Below are 18,224 nucleotides of genomic sequence, written 5' to 3'. Positions count from 1 at the left end.
CTTCCCCGGGTTCCCCGGCTTGTCCCGGTCCCGCCGCGATGGTCGCGGCCGCCTCGACTCAAGCACACCCGCCGGCCGAGTCGCCGGGCGGTGCCGATGCGAGAAGGTGAGGAAGGTGAGGGAGCATGCCTCGAAGGGTCGCCCTCCCGCAACGACGACGCCGTCCTGCTGCTCGCGCGCACCCGTGCCCTGCCGCCGGAGCACGTCGCGCACTGGACGCTGCCCGCCGACGCCTCCGTGGTGGGTACGGCACGCCGGCTCGTCGACGGGCAGCTCGCCGCCTGGGAGCTCGAGGACGCGTCCTGCACCACCGAAACTCGTCGTCAGCGAACTCGTCACCAACGCCATCCGCTACGGCACGGGCCCGGCGCGGCTGCGGCTCATCCGCGACCAGGGGCGGCTGCCGACCGAGGTGACGGACGCCGGCAGCGCCGGTCCCCACCTGCGCCGGGCGCGGGAGAGCGACGAGGGCGGCCGCGGGCTGTTCGTCGTGATGCGGCTCAGCACCCACTGGGGCGTGCGGCACAGCCGCCACGCCAAGACCATCCGGTCCGAGCAGCGGCTCGACGGAGGTCCGTCGGCAAACGCTGCGGACCTGATGCACGTGTTCGACGTGACGGAGGCCGCAGCACTGTGAGCGGCGCCCGGCACGGCGGCCTCACCGCTCCGTTCCGCCGGCCGCGTGCCGCGCGTGCGGGTTGGCCAGCAGGTGGCGGGGGTCGGCGGCCCGGGTGATGGCGGACTCCACGGCGGCGACGCGGTCCGCGAGGAGGCCGAGGGCCGCGACGGCACGGACGAGGGGGTCGTCCTCGGGGCCGCCGAGGGTGCGGGCGCGGACGTGGGCGGCGCACACCTCGGCCCAGCGGGCGGCCTGCTCCGGTGTGAGCGTGCCGCGCAGCTCGGCGAGCTTGAGGAGGTTGGCCTCCGCCCCGTGGGTGAGGGTCTGCGCCTCGGCGGTGTAGTGGTCGTCGAGGACGGCGTCGCGTTCGGCGTCGTTCATGACGGGGCGGATGCGCTGGGCGATCTTGTTCATGTTGCGGTAGGAGCCCTGGAGCCGGAACGCGGGCTCGGTACGGGTGTCGTCCGACTGGGCCGCGGAGGCGATGTAGGCGGCGTTGACGGCCAGCACCGTCTCGCGGGCGGCGACGAGGTGGCGCAGGACGGACAGGACGCGCTCCAGCTCGGCCGGCGGACAGGCGTGGGCGAGCCGGTCGGCGCGGGCGGTGGGGTCCCCCGCGGCGAGGCGGACGAGCAGCTCCAGGTCGGCCCGGTCGCGGCCGGCCAGCGGGGCCAGGACCGGGTTCGCGGTGAGCGCGTTCTCCAGGAAGCTCAGCGCGAAGGCATCCTCCTTGCCGGTCAGGACGTCGCCCAGGTTCCACACGTCGGCCCGGTTGGCGAGCATGTCGGGGACCTGGAAGCGGGCGCCGGACTCGGTGTAGGGGTTGCCGGCCATGCAGACGGCGAAGCGCTTGCCGCGCAGGTCGTAGGTGCGGGGGCGGCCGTCCCACACGCCCTCCACGCGGCGGGTGGCGTCGCACAGCGGGATGAACTTCTGGAGGAGCTCCGGAGACGTGTGCTGGATGTCGTCCAGGTAGAGCAGGGTGTTGTTCGCGGACGCCAGCGCGAAGTTGATCTTCTCGATCTCCTGGCGTGCGGTGGCGTTGGGCGCGTCGGCCGGGTCGAGCGAGGTGACGGCGTGGCCGAGCGCGGGGCCGCTCACCTTCACCAGCATCAGACCGAGGCGCTCGGCGACGTACTCGACCAGGGTGGTCTTGCCGTAGCCGGGCGGGGACAGGAGCAGCAGCAGGCCGCCGGTGTCGGTGCGCCTGCCGTCGCCGGTGGTGCCGAGCTGCTTGGCCAGGCTGTCCCCGACGAGCGGGAGGTAGACCTCGTCCACGAGCCGGTTGCGGACGAAGGCGGACATGACGCGCGGGCGGTGGTCGTCCAGCCGCAGCCGCTCGCGTTCGGCGCCCACCAGGGCGGTGCGGTGCCGCTGGTAGGCGCGGAACGCCGGGACGTCCTCGGCCGCGAAGCGCGCGGTGCGGGCGAGGAACTCGTCCAGGCGCAGCGGCAGCCGGCCGCCCGTGATGCGCGGGTGGGTGCCCAGCAGCCCCTCCGCGGTGGCCGCCGGAGCGGTGTCGCCGTCGTAGCGGGGCAGGTCCGGGCAGAGCTCGGCGGCGACCGCCTCGGCCAGGTCGCCGGGGGCGAGTTCGGTGCCGGAGGCGGCGGCGTAGGACGAGATCCACGCCTCGGCGAGCTGGGCGCGGGCGGCCGGGTCGTCGAGCGCGGCCAGGTCCTCGTCGAAGGCCGGGCCGCCCACCGTACGGCGGAACTTCTCCAGCAGCGTGCGCGTGGCCGCGCCGAGGACGAAGCCCTCGGGGGCGCAGGTCAGTTCGTGGAAGAGGTACGCGGCGGACGCGCGGGCGGTGGCCTCGCGGGAGCCCGACGGCTCCCCGGACGTGCCGGTCACGGGGCCGGCGATCCCGGTGGGCCCGAGAGAGCCGGCGACCGAGCGGGCCGTTCGCCCGGCGGCGCGGACCGTGCCCGCCGCCCGGCCGGTGGCTCCCACGGCGGCCGGACCAGCCGCCTCCGGGGGCGGACCGGCCGTCCCCGCCGTCCCGCCGGCCGCGCTCGCCGCCGAACCTGCGAGCCCGCCGGCCGGGCCCGTGCGCAGCCACGCCCGGACGGCCGCCGCCAGCTCCTCCTCCAGGTCCGCGATCGCGCCCGACAGGCCGAAGGTCTCCCGGGCCCGGGCCAGGGAGCGGGCGCGTCGGGTCCACGCCCCGCGTGCCTCCGGCGTGGTGCCGTGCGCCCAGAACAGCTGGCCGGCGGCGCGGGCGGCCGGCTCGTGGACGAGGGTCCCGGCGCTCTCGTACAGGGGCAGCAGCGCGGTCAGGACGACCGTCGCGTCGTGGTCGTGCACGCCCCGCTCGTAGCCCTCGTCGTACGCCTCCTGCGCGGCCTCGCGGACGAGGGCGGGCAGGTCGTCGGCCTCGGCGAGGGTGCTCGCGCCGTGCCGGCGGAGCAGGCGGGCGGCGAGGTACTCGGCGCGGTAGACGTCCGGGGACTCCGAGGGGAGGGTGCGGTCCCAGTGGGCGCGGGTGGCCGCGAAGTCCGGGTCGGTGACCGGCGAGCGGTAGTCGGTGCCGGTGAGGGCGAAGGCGAGTCCGTCGCCGTCGGGGACCAGGGTGAGGTCGAGGGGCTGGGTGTTGACGGCGAAGCGGTGGGCGCCCAGGCGCAGGGTGCGGCCGTCGTCGGCGTACAGGTCGGTGCGGTCGCGCAGGGCGCGGGCGGCCTCCTGGCGGGCCGACTTGAGGCGTCCGTCCAGTTCCTCGGCGCGGACGGTGTCGCCGAGGGCGCGCAGTTCGTCGGCGGTGCGGCTGACCTTGGCAGGCATGGGGTCGGAGGCGAAGTACGTGCTGACCGCGTCGGCGTCGGCGAGCGTGGCGCACCGCCGGGTGATCGTCTCCAGGACGCGGGCGGCGGACGCGGCGAGCTGTTCGGCGCGGCGGGCGCGGGTGTCGGAGAGGGACTGCTTGCGGGCGGCGAGCGCGTCGTAGATCTCGGTGCGCTTGTCGGCGAGTTCGGCGAGGAAGCCGTCGAACTCCGCGAAGCGGGATTCCAGGTCCTCCAGGCGGGCCAGCAGCCGGGCCAGCTGGTCGTCGCAGTGCTCGGGGGTGTCGGCGGCGGCGAGCGCGGCGGTGACCGCCTGGCCGAGCAGGGCCGTCTCGGCGGTGAACTCGGCGCGGCCCTCGTGGTCGAGCAGGGTACGGCGGCGGGCGTCGAGGGTGGCACGGGCGCGGTTGACGCCGCCCAGAACGCCGGCGACGCGCTCCAGCAGGGCGGTGCGGACGGTGGCGTCGCCCATGTCGAGTTCGGCGACGACGTCGGTGACCGTGCGCAGCCCGTCGGCGAGTTCGTCGAGCCGGGCGGCGACGGGGCCCGCCTCGGCGACGGTCGCGACGGCCTCCGCGTCGGCGACGAGGGCTTCGACGTCCGCGCGCTGGGCGTCGAAGGCGTCCTCGCGGGCGAGGAAGGCGACGGCCCGCCGCCCCAGCTCGGCGAGGGACGCCTCGGCCTCCTCGGCGAGGGCGTCGATGCCGGCGGCGTCGGCGTACCGCATCTCCTTGACGTTCAGCAGGTGCCCGTGGGCGTGCCGCAGTTCGGTCAGGCCCCGCACCCAGGCGGCGGCCTCCTTGGGCGCCTCGCCGCGCAGCCGCCGCACCACCGCCGCGATCCGCTCGGCGGCCTCGTCGCGGGCCTCGGCGGCCCGGCGGGTCAGGTCCCGTACGGTCTCGAACTCGGCCAGCACCTGCTCGGCGGTCTCCCGTACGGCGGCCAGCGCGCCGGCCAGGTCGCCCAGTTCCGCCTCGTCCAGCCAGTGGTGGGCGTCGGCGGCGCGCACGCAGGACGCGGCGAGCGCCCGGTAGCCCTCGGCCGTGCCGATCCCCTCGCCGACGGCCCCGGCGACGGACAGGCAGGCGGAGATGCCGCGCACGAGGTCGGCGTTGCCGACCCGGGCCAGCGGACCGCTCCCGGTGGGCGCGGCCGCGGCGTGGGTGTCGGAGACGTACGGCGAGTGCCACAGCTGCACCGGGTGCACCTGGGCCGGTTCGTCGCCGTCCGCGCGCAGCACGGTGACGGTGCCGTCGCCGGTGAGGGCCCAGCCCCGGCAGGGCAGCGGGTTGGCGACCTCCTTGCGGATGGTGTTGTACGACAGCAGCAGGCGCCGGCTCTCGCCGCGCACATGGAAGGCGTACAACACGTCCTCGCCGTTGGGCGAGCGGATCTCCCGCTCGAACTCCAGGCCCGTCGCGTCGAGTTCGTACGCCTTGTGGGCGCCGGTGGCGAGGCAGTAGCCGCCGGGGAAGACGATGCCCTGGTCGTCGGGCAGCCGGCGGCAGGCCGCGCCGATGCCGTCCAGGCGGAGCACGGACTTGGTGAGGGTGTTGAAGACCAGGTGGCGGTCGGTGTCCTCCTTGTAGGGCCGGACCCGCAGCAGGATCAGGGCGCCGACCCGGGCGTGCGCGATGTCCGCGTCGGCCAGGGACTGGAGGGGTTCGTCGACGGGCTCGGAGTGGATGCCGTCGGCCGTCTCGGTGTCGTCCTCCAGCTTGACGGTGAGGGTGCCGCCCACCGCGCTGACGTAGAACTCGCCGCGCACGGACACGTGCGGGTGGCGGCCCAGCAGGTGGTCCTCGCGGGTGGCCGCGGTCCACTCGAAGTCGTGGGCCGGGGGGAACACGTCGTCGCGTTCGCCCCGCGCGTCCAGGAAGGCGGCCCGCCCGTCCTCGGTCAGCTCCCAGCGCAGGACGCGGATGTCGTCGGCCTTCTCGCCGGTGCGGAAGACGGCGAGCAGCCGGCCGTCCACCGGGCGCAGCCGCAGCAGCCGGGCCTGCCGGTAGTAGCGGTGCAGGTCGGTGAACTCGCGCACGAAGGACGGATCGTCGAGCAGGCCGGGCACGGCCGACTCGGGCAGCGGGTTCAGGTCGCGGTCGTACAGGGTGAAGACGTCGGCCACGGCGACCCGTTCGCGGCTCCCCGGGCGGCCGGTGGAGCCCAGCAGCAGGGTGTCGCCGACGGCGGCGACGTCGCAGGGCACGACGGGGCGCTCGGTGCGCAGCCGCTCGGTGGAGGCGAGTTCCAGCCGGGCCGACCCGAACTCCTCGATGCGGCGGGCGTTGAGGAGTTCGGCGCGGTGGGCGAGGTCCGCGGTCTGCGCGGCCAGGCGGTCGCGCAGCACCTCGTATGCGCCGGCGTCGGCGGTGTCGTACCCGCCCGTACCCGTGACGGACGTCGTCGTGCCCGTCTCCACAGCGGTGCCCATGAGCGGTTGGTCCCTTCCAGGATGCGAGGGGTGCCGAAGCCGCCGACCCCCGTACGGCGGCCTCGGCACCCGGTCTGTGGTGGCCGGTCGCGGTGACCGGTCAGACCCTGGCCGTGCCGTTCAGCGCGGTGAGCGGCGTGTCGGCGAGGCCCAGTTCGCCCGCGCGGTCCAGGAGGCGCTGCACCTGCCCCGCGTCCGTGCCGCCCGACTTCATCAGCTTCATCAGCAGCGCGGACACCGTCAGGTTCTGCACGTCGGACGTGGAGACGGAGCCCAGCACCCGGCTCAGGTCGTCGGTGAAGCTCGACGAGCCGTCCAGCCAGGGCCCGGCGAGGGCCTGCGCCGTCTCGGAGTGCTTGACGAACCCGTCGACGCCCTTGCCGAGCGCGACCGAGGACATGAGCCGGTCGAAGAAGACCGAGTCGCCGCCCACGATGTCGATGTCCGCGTTCTCCAGACCGGTGGCGAGGACCGTGGCCTGCGCCTCGGCGACCTGCCGCTGCACGTCGAGCCCGGCCAGCCGGATGTCCTTCTCCGCCTCCAGGCGCAGCCGGTACTCCTCGTGACCGCGCGAGGCGTCGTCCAGGGCGGCCATCGCCGCGGCCTTCTCGGTGAGTCCGGCGGCCTCCGCCTTCAGCTTGCCGCCGATCGCCTCGGCCTCGGCGAGCGCCTTGGCCCGCGCGCCCTCGGCCTCGGCACGCATCCGGGCCTCGGTGGCCTCCGCCTCGGCGCGGCCGGCCTTCTCGATGACCTCGGCCTCCTTGTCGCGGACCTGGACCGCCGCGAGGCCCGCCGCGGCCGCCTCGGCCTGGACGCCCTCGGCCATCCGCAGCTTGGCCTGCGCCTCCAGGTCGGCGCTCTTCAACCGGGCCTCGGCCATGGTGATTTCCTCGGCGGCACGGTGGGTGGCCGCCGCCTCCGCGGCCTCGGCCGCCTTGATGTCCTTGACCAGCCGCTCCTGCGCCTCCGCCTCGGCGGCGATGACGACGGCCTGCCGGTTGCGCTCCGCCTCCTCGACGGCCCGCAGCTTCTTGATGGACTCCTCCTGCTCGGCGACCGTACGGTCCACCGCGACGCGCTCCCGGATGACCTCGGCGATGTCCCGCTTCTCCGCCTCGACCTCCTTCTCGGCGGCGATCCGGGTCAGTTCGGTCTCCCGCTCGCGGCCGATGGCCTCCAGCATGCGGTCCTTCTCGATGCGCTCGTTCTCGACGGCGATGACCCGCTCGCGGTTCTTCGCGGCGACCGCGACCTCACGGGCCTGGTTCTCGCGCTGCACGCCGAGCTGCTCCTCGGTGCGCAGGAAGGCCGTCTGCGCGCGCAGCCGCTCCTCCTCCACCACGCGTGCCGTCTCGGCCTCCTCGCGGGCCCGGGTGGTGTCGATCTCGCGCTTCTGCTTGATCTCGGCGTCCGCCTGCCGACGCTCCAGCTCCAGTACGGCCTCGCGCGCGTCGACGTTCTGCCGGGTGATCTCCTTCTCCTCCGTGCGCCGCGCCTCGTTGGTGCGCACGTGCTCCACGGCCGTCAGCTCGGTGATCTTCCGGATGCCCTGGGCGTCGAGGACGTTCGCCGGGTCGAGCTGGGTCAGCGGCGTCTGCTCCAGGTAGTCGATCGCCGCGTCCTCCAGGTGGTACCCGCTGAGGTCGACGCCGATGACCTCGATGATCCGGTACCGCAGCTCCTCGCGCTTGGTGTAGAGGTCGGTGAAGTCCATCTGCTTGCCGACGGTCTTCAGCGCCTCGGAGAACTTCGCGTGGAACAGCTCCTGCAGCGTGTCCCGGTCGCTGGCGCGGGCCGTGCCGACCGCCTGGGCGACCTTCACGACGTCCTCGACGGTCTTGTTGACCTTGACGAAGAACGAGATGCGGATGTCCGCCCGGATGTTGTCCCGGCAGATCAGCCCCTCCTTGCCGGCCCGCGTGATCTCGATCGTCTTCACCGAGATGTCCATCACCTCGGCCTTGTGCAGCACCGGCAGCACCACCTGACCCGTGAAGGTCACGTCCACCTTGCGCATCTTGGAGACGATCAGCGCCTTGCCCTGCTCCACCTTGCGGAAGAGCCGCGAGACGCCGAACAGCACAATGACGATCAGGAGCACGCAGACGACGGCGAGGACACCGATGACTTCCATGGGACACGTCCTTACGGCAAGTGACGGCTGTCGGGCGGCCGGTCGAGCGCGGCCGGCCGCCGCGACTGTTGGTGTGGTGACGCCCGTGCGGACAGGCGTGGTTCCGGGAGGGCAGGCCTTCGCCGTGCCCGCGCCGGGGCCCCGGCAGGGGCGCGAAAAGCGGCTGTCAGACGGCGCGGCGGTCCTGTGCCGCGGCACCGGCGACGCAAGGGGCGTGGCCGGGTTCGTCGGGTCGGAGCCGGTCGAGCGGATGGGGCGAACGGACGTGGGGACTGTGTGTCGTCACCCGTTTCGTCATCGTCCGCCCCCTTCCGCAGTGCTCCCCGTGCACTCATGATGCGTGAGCGTGCCGCCCGTGCGCATTGCCGGTTTCCGGAAACGTTCACCAGGGCTTGAATGCCGGTGAGCCGCCGACGGGCTCGGTGGAACCCGGTCGACGGCTCACGGTGCGACACGGCGGTGCCGTGGTACGGCAATGGCGGCGGTACGGCGGTACCGCGCTCAGGACGCCGGGCTCGGGCCCGGAACGCTCAGCGCGGCGAGCCGCTGCTCGAAGGGCGTGACCTCCTCGAAGGAGTCCCGCTTCGGCAGCGGGCGGCCCGCGGAGCGCCCGGCCGGCCCCGCCATCAGCGCGGCCAGCTCGGACGCGGCCCGTCCGATGCGGGCGTCGAGCCCTTCCGCGCCCCAGTCCTCGGAGGCGGCGTACACGCCGGTGGGGACGACGACCGCCTTCAGGTAGGAGAAGAGCGGCCGCAGCGCGTGGTCCAGCACCAGGGAGTGCCGGGCGGTGCCGCCGGTCGCGCCGATCAGCACCGGCTTCCCGGTGAGGGCGTCCTCGTCGGTGACGCCGAGCGCGTCGAAGAACGACTTGAACAGCCCGCTGTACGACGCCGAGAACACCGGCGTGACCACGATCAGCCCGTCGGCCGCCGCGACCTCGGCGAACGCGTCCGCGAGCGCCGGTGCCGGGAAGCCGTTGGTGAAGGTGTGCGCGATCTCCACGGCGAGGTCGCGCAGCTCGATCACCCGGACGTCGGCCGGGGCGGGCTCGGGCGCGGTGGCGGCCGGGGCGGCGGCCGCGGCGAGGCGGTCGGCGAGCAGCCGGGTGGACGACGGGACGCTCAGCCCCGCGGAGACGACGACGAGCTTCATGCGCGTACTCCTTCCTCTTCCCCGGCCTCCTGGGACGGGGCGTCCTTCCGGGCGGCCAGCAGGGACGCGTGGGTCGGCGCGTCCGGCACGTTCGCCGGGCGGTCCTTGGCGAACTCCTCGCGCAGCACCGGCACGACCTCCTCGCCGAGCAGGTCGAGCTGTTCCAGGACGGTCTTCAGGGGCAGCCCGGCGTGGTCCATCAGGAACAGCTGGCGCTGGTAGTCGCCGGCGTAGTCGCGGAAGGCGAGCGTCTTCTCGATCACCTGCTGCGGCGAGCCGACGGTGAGCGGGGTCTGCGCGGTGAAGTCCTCCAGCGACGGCCCGTGCCCGTAGACCGGCGCCTCATTGAAGTACGGCCGGAACTCGCGGACCGCGTCCTGGCTGTTCTTCCGCATGAACACCTGGCCGCCGAGGCCGACGATCGCCTGCTCGGGGGTGCCGTGCCCGTAGTGGGCGTAGCGGTTGCGGTAGAGCTCGATCATCCGCTTGGTGTGGTCGGCGGGCCAGAAGATGTTGTTGTGGAAGAAGCCGTCGCCGTAGTAGGCGGCCTGCTCGGCGATCTCCGGGGAGCGGATGGAGCCGTGCCAGACGAAGGGCGCGACGCCGTCCAGCGGGCGCGGGGTGGAGGTGAAGCCCTGCAGCGGGGTGCGGAACTTGCCCTCCCAGTTCACCACGTCCTCGCGCCACAGCCGGTGCAGCAGAGCGTAGTTCTCGACGGCGAGGTTGATGCCCTCGCGGATGTCCTTGCCGAACCAGGGGTAGACCGGTCCGGTGTTGCCGCGGCCCATCATCAGGTCCACCCGGCCGTCGGCCAGGTGCTGGAGCATCGCGAAGTCCTCGGCGATCTTCACCGGGTCGTTCGTGGTGATCAGGGTGGTGGAGGTGGACAGGATCAGCCGCTCGGTGCGGGCCGCGACGTAGCCGAGCATGGTCGTCGGCGACGAGGGCACGAAGGGCGGGTTGTGGTGCTCGCCGGTCGCGAAGACGTCGAGCCCGACCTCCTCGGCCTTGAGCGCGATGGCGACCATGGCCTTGATGCGCTCACGCTCGGTCGGCGTACGGCCCGTGGTCGGGTCGGGCGTGACGTCGCCGACGGTGAAGATGCCGAACTGCATGATCGCTCAACCTCCAGGTTGTTGACGCTTCAACTATACCCCTGGAACGGAGCGCCCCCGGCCGTTATTCCGCAGGTCCGCCGCCCGGGGAGGCGGTGCGTGGGAAGCTGCCCGCATGCTCGTCCTCCGCTCCGCCGCCCTCTTCGTCGTCGCCGCCCTGTTCGAGATCGGCGGCGCCTGGCTGGTGTGGCAGGGGGTGCGCGAGCAGCGCGGCTGGCCGTGGGCGGCGGGCGGGGTCCTCGCCCTCGGCGCCTACGGCTTCGTCGCCACCTTCCAGCCCGACGCCCACTTCGGCCGCATCCTCGCCGCGTACGGCGGGATCTTCGTGGCCGGCTCGATCCTGTGGGGCGTGGTCGCCGACGGCTACCGCCCGGACCGCTGGGACATCGCCGGGGCGCTGGTCTGCCTCGCCGGGATGGCCCTGCTCCTGTGGGCCCCGCGCAACGGCGGCTGACCCCGGGGGCCGGCCGGCACGCTGACTACCCTGGTCGGCGACCGGCACCGCCGTACGAACCCAGGAGCAGCCCATGGCCACCGCAGCCGCCCCGCCCGCCGCCTCCCGCATCGCCGTCGTCACCGGCGCGAGCAGCGGCATCGGCGCCGCCACGGCCCGGCAGCTGGCCGCCGCCGGTTACCGGGTGGTCCTCACCGCGCGCCGCAAGGACCGCGTCGAGGCGCTGGCGGAGGAGATCCGGGCGGCCGGCCACCAGGCGACCGCGTACCCCCTGGACGTCACGGACCGCGCCGCGGTCGACGAGTTCGCGACCGCGTTCAAGACGGTCGGCGTCCTGGTCAACAACGCGGGCGGCGCGCTCGGCGCCGACCCGGTGGCCACCGGCGACCCGGACGACTGGCGCCGCATGTACGAGACGAACGTCATCGGCACCCTCAACCTCACCCAGGCCCTGCTCCCCAAGCTGGAGGCGAGCGGCGACGGCACCGTCGTGGTCGTCTCCTCGACCGCCGGCCTGTCCACCTACGAGGGCGGCGCGGGCTACGTCGCCGCCAAGCACGGCGAGCACGTCCTCGCCGAGACCCTGCGGCTGGAGATCGTCGGCCGCCCGGTCCGCGTCGTCGAGATCGCGCCCGGCATGGTCAAGACCGACGAGTTCGCCCTGACCCGCTTCGGCGGCGACCGGGACAAGGCCGCCAAGGTCTACCGGGGCGTCGCCGACCCGCTGACCGCCGACGACGTCGCCGACACCGTCACCTGGGCGGTCACCCGCCCCGCCCACGTCAACATCGACCTCCTGGTCGTCCGCCCCCGCGCCCAGGCCTCGAACACGAAGGTGCACCGGGAGGGCTGACACCGGTGGGCAACGCACAGGGGTGAAGCGGATCCGATGACCCGAACGGATGTCGAACCGGCGACCTGGGCTCGCCCCGCACCATCCAACGTGACGGCCCCCGACCGGGATGCACGTGACCGGACGAGCCACCCCCGGGTGGACGGGGGCCGCTCGAGTCAGCCCTTGACGCAGACGACCTGCTTCAGCTTCGCCACGACCTCCACGAGGTCACGCTGCTGGTCGATGACCTGCTCGATCGGCTTGTACGCGCCCGGGATCTCGTCCACGACGCCGGAGTCCTTGCGGCACTCCACGCCCCGCGTCTGCTCCTCCAGGTCCTTGGTGGAGAAGCGACGCTTGGCGGCGTTCCGGCTCATGCGCCGACCGGCTCCGTGGGACGCGGAGTTGAAGGACTTGGCGTTGCCGAGGCCCTTCACGATGTACGACCCCGTACCCATGGAGCCGGGGATGATCCCGTAGTCACCGGAACCCGCGCGGATCGCGCCCTTGCGGGTCACCAGCAGGTCCATCCCGTCGTACCGCTCCTCGGCCACGTAGTTGTGGTGTGCGCTGATCTCCGGCTCGAAGACCGGCTTGGCCTTCTTGAACTCCTTGCGGACCACGTCCTTGAAGAGCGCCATCATCAGCGTGCGGTTGTACTTCGCGTACTCCTGCGCCCAGAACAGGTCGTTGCGGTACGCCGCCATCTGGGGTGTGTCCGCGACGAACACCGCGAGGTCCCGGTCGATCAGGCCCTGGTTGTGCGGGAGCTTCTGGGCGACGCCGATGTGGTGCTCCGCCAGCTCCTTGCCGATGTTGCGGGAACCGGAGTGCAGCATCAACCAGACAGAACCCGTCGTGTCCGTGCACAACTCGACAAAATGATTGCCACTTCCCAGCGTTCCCATCTGCTTTCCGGCACGCTCGTGACGGAATTTGACCGCCTCGGCCACCCCGTCGAACCGCCCCCAGAAGTCGTCCCACCCGGCCGTGGCCAGCCCGTGGAACCGCCCCGGCTCCACGGGGCTGTCATGCATCCCCCGCCCCACCGGGATCGCCTGCTCGATCTTCGAGCGCAGCCGGGACAGGTCGCCCGGGAGGTCGTTCGCCGTCAGGGACGTCTTCACCGCCGACATGCCGCAGCCGATGTCGACGCCGACCGCCGCCGGACACACGGCGCCCCGCATCGCGATCACCGAGCCGACCGTGGCGCCCTTGCCGTAGTGGACGTCCGGCATGACCGCGAGGCCCTTGATCCACGGCAGGGTCGAGACGTTGCGCAGCTGCTGGAGCGCGCCCTCCTCGACCGTCGCCGGGTCGGTCCACATCCGGATCGGCACCTTCGCGCCCGGTATCTCCACGTACGACATATCGTCCTCATTCCCCCGGAAAACATACAGAAGTCTTAAAGCGCAGAACCGGCGCCAAGGTCGGCCAAAGGGACGATGGACCGGCGTTCACGGCAGCGCGTGCGATACACATTGTCTGCAGGGAGCGCCCCCGTGCGGCAAGCGAATAACCGGCGGGGACACTGGAGTCCCGTATCTCCCGAACCACAGCCACCCCGGCGAGAGGAGCCGCACCGTGCAGCGGAAGGCCTACGTACCCGGCGTCGCCGCCCTCCTCGCGGCGTTGCTGGCCGGCTGCACCGGCGGCCCGGAGGGCGGTGCCACGGCGGACGACTCGAATCCGGGGCAGCCCGGCGTCGCGACCGAGGCGGCCGAACCGGGCAAGTACCGCACCCTGCCGGACCCCTGCGGCGCGGTCGGCGACAAGGCGCTCGACTCCCTCCTGCCCGGCATCGAGGAGATCACCGACGAGGAGCGGCGGGAGAAGGCGTACGCGGGTGAGCCGACGCTCGCCTACGACACCGACCGCAAGGTGGGCTGCCGCTGGAAGGTGGAGTCGGCACAGGCCACCAACCACCTCTTCGTCGACTTCGAGCGGGTGGTGTCGTACGACGGCGCCGTGAGCGACGACAGCGAGGCCGAGCAGCTGTTCGCGCAGCAGGTGGAGGCGGCCGACCTGCCGGAACCGGTGGTCTCGGAGTCCGAGGACTCCGCGGAGCCCGGGGAGTCCGGATCCCCGTCGGACTCCCCGTCGGGCACCCCGTCCTCCGGCGAACCGTCCTCCGACGCGGGCGGCACCGCCCCGGCCTCCTCCTCCTCGTCGTCGAGCGGGTCTCCAGACGCGACGCCCGCCGAGGTCCAGCCCCGGCTCCTGGACGACCTGGGCGAGGAGGCGTTCGTCGACGACGCGCTCAGCAGCTCCGGTTCGACGGCGAAGCGGCGCACCGTGACTGTGGCGTTCCGCACGTCGAACGTCATGGTGACCATCGAGTACGCGGAGCAGTCGGCGACGCTCGGCGTCGTGCCGGACAGCGAGGAAATGCAGGACAAGGCGCGGAAACTGGCGTCCCAGCTGGCGGATTCGCTGGGCGGCTGAGCCCGCCCCGGTCCGCCCCGCGCCCGCGCGAGGTGGGCCGGAAGCGCGACCGCGCGATTTCCTCACCGCGTACCGTGGCCCCTCGGACCCGTTCCGAACGCAGGAACCACCGAGTGCCATGAGTGAAGGAACCATGCAGCTACGAGCCCAGCGTGACCAGCGAGACCAGCAAGCGAAGCGAGCGAAGCGACTCACCCGCGTCCTTGTCGGCGCGGCCGCCGTACCCGTGATGCTGGTGGCAGCCGGCTGCTCCTCGGACTCCGGCTCCGGCGACGGCAAGGACAAGGCCGCGGAGGAGTCCGCGGCGTCCAAGTCCGCGAGTCCGTCCCCCACGGTGCAGGCGGCGGCGTTCCGTAAGCTTCCGGAGCCGTGCTCGGTGGTGACCAAGAAGACGCTGGACGACCTGGTGCCGAAGAGTGACTCCGGCAAGGAGGGATCTTCCAACGACACGGCGGTCCGGGCCAGTTGCTCCTGGGACAGTCTCGACGACAACGGCGTGAAGGGCTCTCAGTTCCGCTGGCTGAGCGTGTCGATGCTGCGTTTCGAGTCGGACGTGACGCGCGGCGAGGGCGACAAGCTGGCGCATGACTACTACCAGAAGCAGCTGAAGGACGCGCAGGGCGTCGAGGGCGCGAAGAGCGTCAAGACGGCGCCGGTGAGCGGCACGGGCGACGAGGCGTCGATGGTGCGCTACGACCTGAAGAAGAAGGAAGGCACCTTCAAGCAGCAGACGGTCGTGGCACGCGTCGAGAACGTCGTCATCACCCTCGACTACAACGGCGCGGGCCTGGCGGGCGACAAGACCCCGGACGCCGACGACCTGGCGAAGGACGCGCAGAAGGCGGCCAAGGAGGCGGTGGCCGCGGTGACGAAGGCCAACGGCGGCACGTCGGGCGGCAAGTCCAGTGGCTCGCCCTCGGCTTCGAAGTCCCCCTCCGACGCGGCCTCCCAGTCGGCCTCGGCGTCGCCCGAGAAGTCGGGCTGACGGTCACTTCGACCCACCGGCCACCCGTTCCCCGTACACATGTGCCACTCTGTTGCGCGCAACAACAGGCACTGGGAGGGGAGTACGGGTGGCCGCGCCACTTCAGCTGACACGGGCGCATCGCGTTCTCATCGGCATGGTCGTCTTCGGCGCCGTCATCATCGCCGGGATCGGCTTCGCGGGTTCCTACGCGGCGGTGCGGGAGCTGGCCCTGCAGAAGGGCTTCGGGAACTTCAGCTACGTCTTCCCGATCGGCATCGACGCGGGCATCTGCGTGCTGCTGGCCCTGGACCTGCTGCTGACCTGGATCCGCATCCCCTTCCCGCTGCTGCGGCAGACCGCGTGGCTGCTGACGGCGGCGACGATCGCGTTCAACGGCGCGGCGGCCTGGCCGGACCCGCTGGGCGTGGGCATGCACGGCGTGATCCCGATCCTGTTCGTGGTGTCGGTGGAAGCCGCCCGGCACGCGATCGGCCGGATCGCCGACATCACCGCCGACAAGCACATGGAGGGCGTCCGGCTCACCCGCTGGCTGCTGTCGCCGGTGCCGACGTTCCTGCTGTGGCGCCGCATGAAGCTGTGGGAGCTGCGCTCCTACGAGCAGGTGATCAAGCTGGAGCAGGAGCGGCTGGTCTACCAGGCCCGGCTGCGTTCCCGCTTCGGCCGCGCCTGGCGGCGCAAGGCTCCCGTGGAGTCCCTGATGCCGCTGCGGCTGGCCCGCTACGGCGTTCCGCTGGCGCAGACCGCCCCCTCCGGGCTGGCGGCCGCGGGCATCGAACCGGCCCTGCTCCCGCCGGCGCCCGAGGCGGAGTCGGTCGCGGACGGTCGAGCCGCCGAGGCGGCACAGGTGGGCGCCGGGGCGCCTGCCGCCGAGCAGCGCCCGGAGCTGGAAGCCCGGCAGCAACAGGCCGAGCAGCGGCTCGCCGAGGAGCAGCCGGCCCCGGACGACCCCGAGCAGAGCCCCTGGTTCAACACCCGCCAGGTCGCCTACCAGGGCGGTTACGACCCCACGTACGACCCGGCCGAGCAGTACGCCCAGTGGTACGAGGAGCAGCAGCAGGCCGACCAGTACCGGGACCAGTACGAGGAGGAGCCCCCGCTCCAGGAGCCCTCGCCGGAGGAGACGGGCAGCTTCCCGATTCCGGTCGCCCCGGGCCGCACCCGCGAGCTGGGGGAGGGCGGTGGCACGGCCGAGCCGGCCCCGACGGAGGAGGACTACTACACGGTCTTCCGGAAGTCGATCGACGGCAGCTACCCCACGGTCGCCCAGTTCCGGGGCGACGTGGAGGCGACCTTCGGAGTGCCGCTGGCCGCGCGCGAGGCCGATCGCATGGTGAAGGCGTTCAGCGAACGCCACATGCGGGAGCTCCAGGAGGAGCACATCGCCTAGGGGCGACCGACGACGAAGGGGGGCGCCCGGCGAACACCGGGCGCCCCCCTTCGCGTACCCCCTACTCCCCGAGCAGGGTCCGCACCCGGTCCTGCCCCACCGCGAGCAGCAGCGTGGGCAGGCGCGGCCCGGTGTCGCGGCCGACGAGCAGGTGGTAGAGCAGCGCGAAGAACGTCCGCTGGGCGGTCTTGATCTCCGGCGGCAGCTCCTTCGGCGTGGCGTCGGCGGGGAAGCCCGCCTGGACCTTCGGGACGCCGTAGACGTGGTGGGTGAGCCCGTCCAGGGACCAGTGGTCGGCCAGCCCGTCGAGCAGCAGCCGCAGCGACTGCCGGCTCGGCTCGTCCAGGGACTTCAGCAGCTCGGCGTCCGGTTCCCGGCGGACGATGGTGCGCTGGTCGGCGGGGACGTGGGTGTTGATCCACGCCTCGGCCCTGTCGTAGCGCGGCCGGGCCTCGTCCAGCGTCTCGATCGGGTTGGCCGGGTCCAGCTCGCCGAGGATGCGCAGCGCCTGGTCCTCGTGGCCGGCGGTGATGTCGGCCACGGAGGCGAGCGTGCGGTACGGCAGCGGCCTGGGCGTGCGCGGCAGCTCGCCGGCGGCCGTGCGGACGGCGCGCGCGTGGGCGGCGACGTCGGCCGGGAGGGCCGAGCCGTCGGCGACCTTGGCGTCGAGGCGGTCCCACTCGTCGTAGAGCCGCTGGATCTCCTGGTCGAAGGCGATCTTGAAGGACTGGTTGGGGCGGCGGCGGGCGTACAGCCAGCGCAGCAGCTGCGGCTCCATGATCCGGAGCGCGTCGGCCGGGGTGGGCACGCCGCCCTTGGACGAGGACATCTTCGCCATGCCGCTGATGCCGACGAAGGCGTACATCGGCCCGATCGGCTGCTTGCCGCCGAAGATGCCGACGATCTGCCCGCCGACCTGGAACGACGACCCGGGCGAGGAGTGGTCCACGCCGCTGGGCTCGAAGATCACGCCCTCGTAGGCCCAGCGCATGGGCCAGTCGACCTTCCAGACCAGCTTGCCGCGGTTGAACTCGCTCAGCCGCACGGTCTCCGAGAAGCCGCAGGCGGTGCAGGCGTAGGTCAGCTCGGTCGAGTCGTCGTCGTAGGCGGTGACCGTCGTCAGGTCCTTCTCGCAGTTGCCGCAGTACGGCTTGTACGGGAAGTACCCGGCGGAGCCTGAGCTGCCGTCGTCCTCGGCGGCGGCGCCGGAGCCCTCGGCGGCCTCCAGCTCGGCCTCGTCGACGGGCTTCTGCGACTTCTGCGGCTTCTTCGCGGGCGCCTTCTTCGTCCGGTACTGGTCGAGGACGGCGTCGATGTCCCGCCGGTGCTTCATGGCGTGCAGGATCTGCTCGCGGTAGACGCCGGAGGTGTACTGCTCGGTCTGGCTGATGCCGTCGAACTCCACGCCCAGCTCGGCGAGGGAGGCGGTCATCGCGGCCTTGAAGTGCTCGGCCCAGTTCGGGTACGCCGAGCCCTTCGGGGCCGGGACGGAGGTCAGGGGCTTGCCGATGTGTTCGGCCCAGGTCTCGTCGACGCCGGGGACACCGGCCGGCACCTTGCGGTAGCGGTCGTAGTCGTCCCAGGAGATCAGGTGCCGCACCTGGTGGCCGCGGCGGCGGACCTCGTCGGCGACCAGGTGGGGGGTCATGACCTCGCGCAGGTTGCCCAGGTGGATGGGGCCGGAGGGGGACAGCCCCGACGCGACGACGACCGGTTTGCCCGAAGCACGACGCTCCGACTCGGCGATGACCTCGTCCGCGAAACGGGAGACCCAGTCGGTGGTCTCTGTGCTCTGAGCCACGATCGGCACGTCCTCTTCCCTGAAACTTCTCTGACGTCTTCGGAACTGCTCGGGAGACAGCCGGTACGGTCGCCCGGCTGACCGCT

General features: G+C 72.6%; 11 protein-coding genes and 1 pseudogene. 6 read left to right on the top strand and 6 right to left on the bottom strand.

The window, feature by feature from the left end:
* Window positions 1-138 precede the first annotated feature (138 nt).
* Window positions 139-637 (top strand): annotated as a pseudogene (locus tag AB0P07_RS00245) (ATP-binding protein); the annotation flags it as partial.
* Window positions 638-658: 21 nt separating this feature from the next.
* On the opposite strand, the gene AB0P07_RS00240 reads toward AB0P07_RS00245, so the two are convergent.
* From AB0P07_RS00240 to AB0P07_RS00225, 4 genes are all read right to left on the bottom strand, one after another.
* Window positions 659-5,827, bottom strand: coding sequence for a DNA repair ATPase (locus tag AB0P07_RS00240; RefSeq protein ID WP_365542960.1), 5,169 nt, complete (start codon window positions 5,825-5,827; stop codon window positions 659-661).
* Window positions 5,828-5,927: 100 nt separating this feature from the next.
* Complete coding sequence (locus tag AB0P07_RS00235; RefSeq protein WP_365542957.1) at window positions 5,928-7,961, bottom strand: flotillin family protein; 2,034 nt, start codon at window positions 7,959-7,961, stop codon at window positions 5,928-5,930.
* A gap of 501 nt (window positions 7,962-8,462) precedes the next feature.
* A complete protein-coding gene (locus tag AB0P07_RS00230) occupies window positions 8,463-9,113 on the bottom strand; it encodes an FMN reductase (protein ID WP_365542955.1) in 651 nt (216 codons plus the stop codon).
* Complete coding sequence (locus AB0P07_RS00225; protein WP_365542952.1) at window positions 9,110-10,228, bottom strand: LLM class flavin-dependent oxidoreductase; 1,119 nt, start codon at window positions 10,226-10,228, stop codon at window positions 9,110-9,112. The genes AB0P07_RS00230 and AB0P07_RS00225 overlap by 4 nt, the downstream gene beginning before the upstream one ends.
* 115 nt (window positions 10,229-10,343) lie before the next feature.
* Here AB0P07_RS00225 and AB0P07_RS00220 point away from each other — a divergent pair, with 115 nt between their 5' ends.
* Both AB0P07_RS00220 and AB0P07_RS00215 read left to right on the top strand, forming a co-directional pair.
* Complete coding sequence (locus tag AB0P07_RS00220; protein WP_365542949.1) at window positions 10,344-10,682, top strand: YnfA family protein; 339 nt, start codon at window positions 10,344-10,346, stop codon at window positions 10,680-10,682.
* A gap of 73 nt (window positions 10,683-10,755) precedes the next feature.
* Complete coding sequence (locus tag AB0P07_RS00215) at window positions 10,756-11,535, top strand: SDR family NAD(P)-dependent oxidoreductase (protein ID WP_365542946.1); 780 nt, start codon at window positions 10,756-10,758, stop codon at window positions 11,533-11,535.
* 158 nt (window positions 11,536-11,693) lie between these two features.
* Here AB0P07_RS00215 and AB0P07_RS00210 read toward each other — a convergent pair whose 3' ends face one another.
* The gene (locus tag AB0P07_RS00210) at window positions 11,694-12,887 is read right to left on the bottom strand and encodes an RtcB family protein (RefSeq protein ID WP_365542944.1); all 1,194 of its coding nucleotides are present in this window, start codon (window positions 12,885-12,887) and stop codon (window positions 11,694-11,696) included.
* A gap of 214 nt (window positions 12,888-13,101) precedes the next feature.
* Between AB0P07_RS00210 and AB0P07_RS00205 the strand changes: the two genes are divergently transcribed.
* The 3 genes from AB0P07_RS00205 to AB0P07_RS00195 all read left to right on the top strand — a co-directional run bounded on the left by AB0P07_RS00205 (window position 13,102) and on the right by AB0P07_RS00195 (window position 16,337).
* Window positions 13,102-13,962 (top strand): DUF3558 domain-containing protein, encoded by an 861-nt coding sequence (locus tag AB0P07_RS00205; protein ID WP_365542941.1) that lies wholly within the window; start codon window positions 13,102-13,104, stop codon window positions 13,960-13,962.
* Between the two features lie 118 nt (window positions 13,963-14,080).
* On the top strand, window positions 14,081-14,947 hold the full coding sequence (locus AB0P07_RS00200) for a DUF3558 family protein (protein ID WP_365542939.1): 867 nt from the start codon (window positions 14,081-14,083) through the stop codon (window positions 14,945-14,947).
* A gap of 88 nt (window positions 14,948-15,035) precedes the next feature.
* Window positions 15,036-16,337, top strand: a complete 1,302-nt coding sequence (locus AB0P07_RS00195; RefSeq protein WP_365542937.1) for a DUF2637 domain-containing protein — start codon at window positions 15,036-15,038, stop codon at window positions 16,335-16,337.
* A gap of 61 nt (window positions 16,338-16,398) precedes the next feature.
* On the opposite strand, the gene lysS is transcribed toward AB0P07_RS00195, so the two are convergent.
* Window positions 16,399-18,147: a lysine--tRNA ligase gene (gene lysS, locus AB0P07_RS00190; protein ID WP_365542935.1), complete on the bottom strand. Its 1,749-nt coding sequence runs from the start codon at window positions 18,145-18,147 to the stop codon at window positions 16,399-16,401.
* Window positions 18,148-18,224: the final 77 nt, after the last annotated feature.

The sequence above is a fragment of the Streptomyces sp. NPDC085944 genome (assembly GCF_040686295.1).
In the GTDB taxonomy this organism is placed as follows: Bacteria; Actinomycetota; Actinomycetes; order Streptomycetales; family Streptomycetaceae; genus Streptomyces; species Streptomyces salinarius.
The sequence above is the reverse complement of the archived record's forward strand: the minus strand, read 5'-3'. Positions and strand labels throughout refer to the sequence as shown.

What these genes read in the sequence shown, in the direction of transcription:
- AB0P07_RS00240 (WP_365542960.1), bottom strand. Translation starts at nt 5,827, where the DNA reads ATGGGCACCGCTGTGGAGACGGGCACGACGACGTCCGTCACGGGTACG.
- AB0P07_RS00235 (WP_365542957.1), bottom strand. Translation starts at nt 7,961, where the DNA reads ATGGAAGTCATCGGTGTCCTCGCCGTCGTCTGCGTGCTCCTGATCGTC.
- AB0P07_RS00230 (WP_365542955.1), bottom strand. Translation starts at nt 9,113, where the DNA reads ATGAAGCTCGTCGTCGTCTCCGCGGGGCTGAGCGTCCCGTCGTCCACC.
- AB0P07_RS00225 (WP_365542952.1), bottom strand. Translation starts at nt 10,228, where the DNA reads ATGCAGTTCGGCATCTTCACCGTCGGCGACGTCACGCCCGACCCGACC.
- AB0P07_RS00220 (WP_365542949.1), top strand. Translation starts at nt 10,344, where the DNA reads ATGCTCGTCCTCCGCTCCGCCGCCCTCTTCGTCGTCGCCGCCCTGTTC.
- AB0P07_RS00215 (WP_365542946.1), top strand. Translation starts at nt 10,756, where the DNA reads ATGGCCACCGCAGCCGCCCCGCCCGCCGCCTCCCGCATCGCCGTCGTC.
- AB0P07_RS00210 (WP_365542944.1), bottom strand. Translation starts at nt 12,887, where the DNA reads ATGTCGTACGTGGAGATACCGGGCGCGAAGGTGCCGATCCGGATGTGG.
- AB0P07_RS00200 (WP_365542939.1), top strand. Translation starts at nt 14,081, where the DNA reads ATGAGTGAAGGAACCATGCAGCTACGAGCCCAGCGTGACCAGCGAGAC.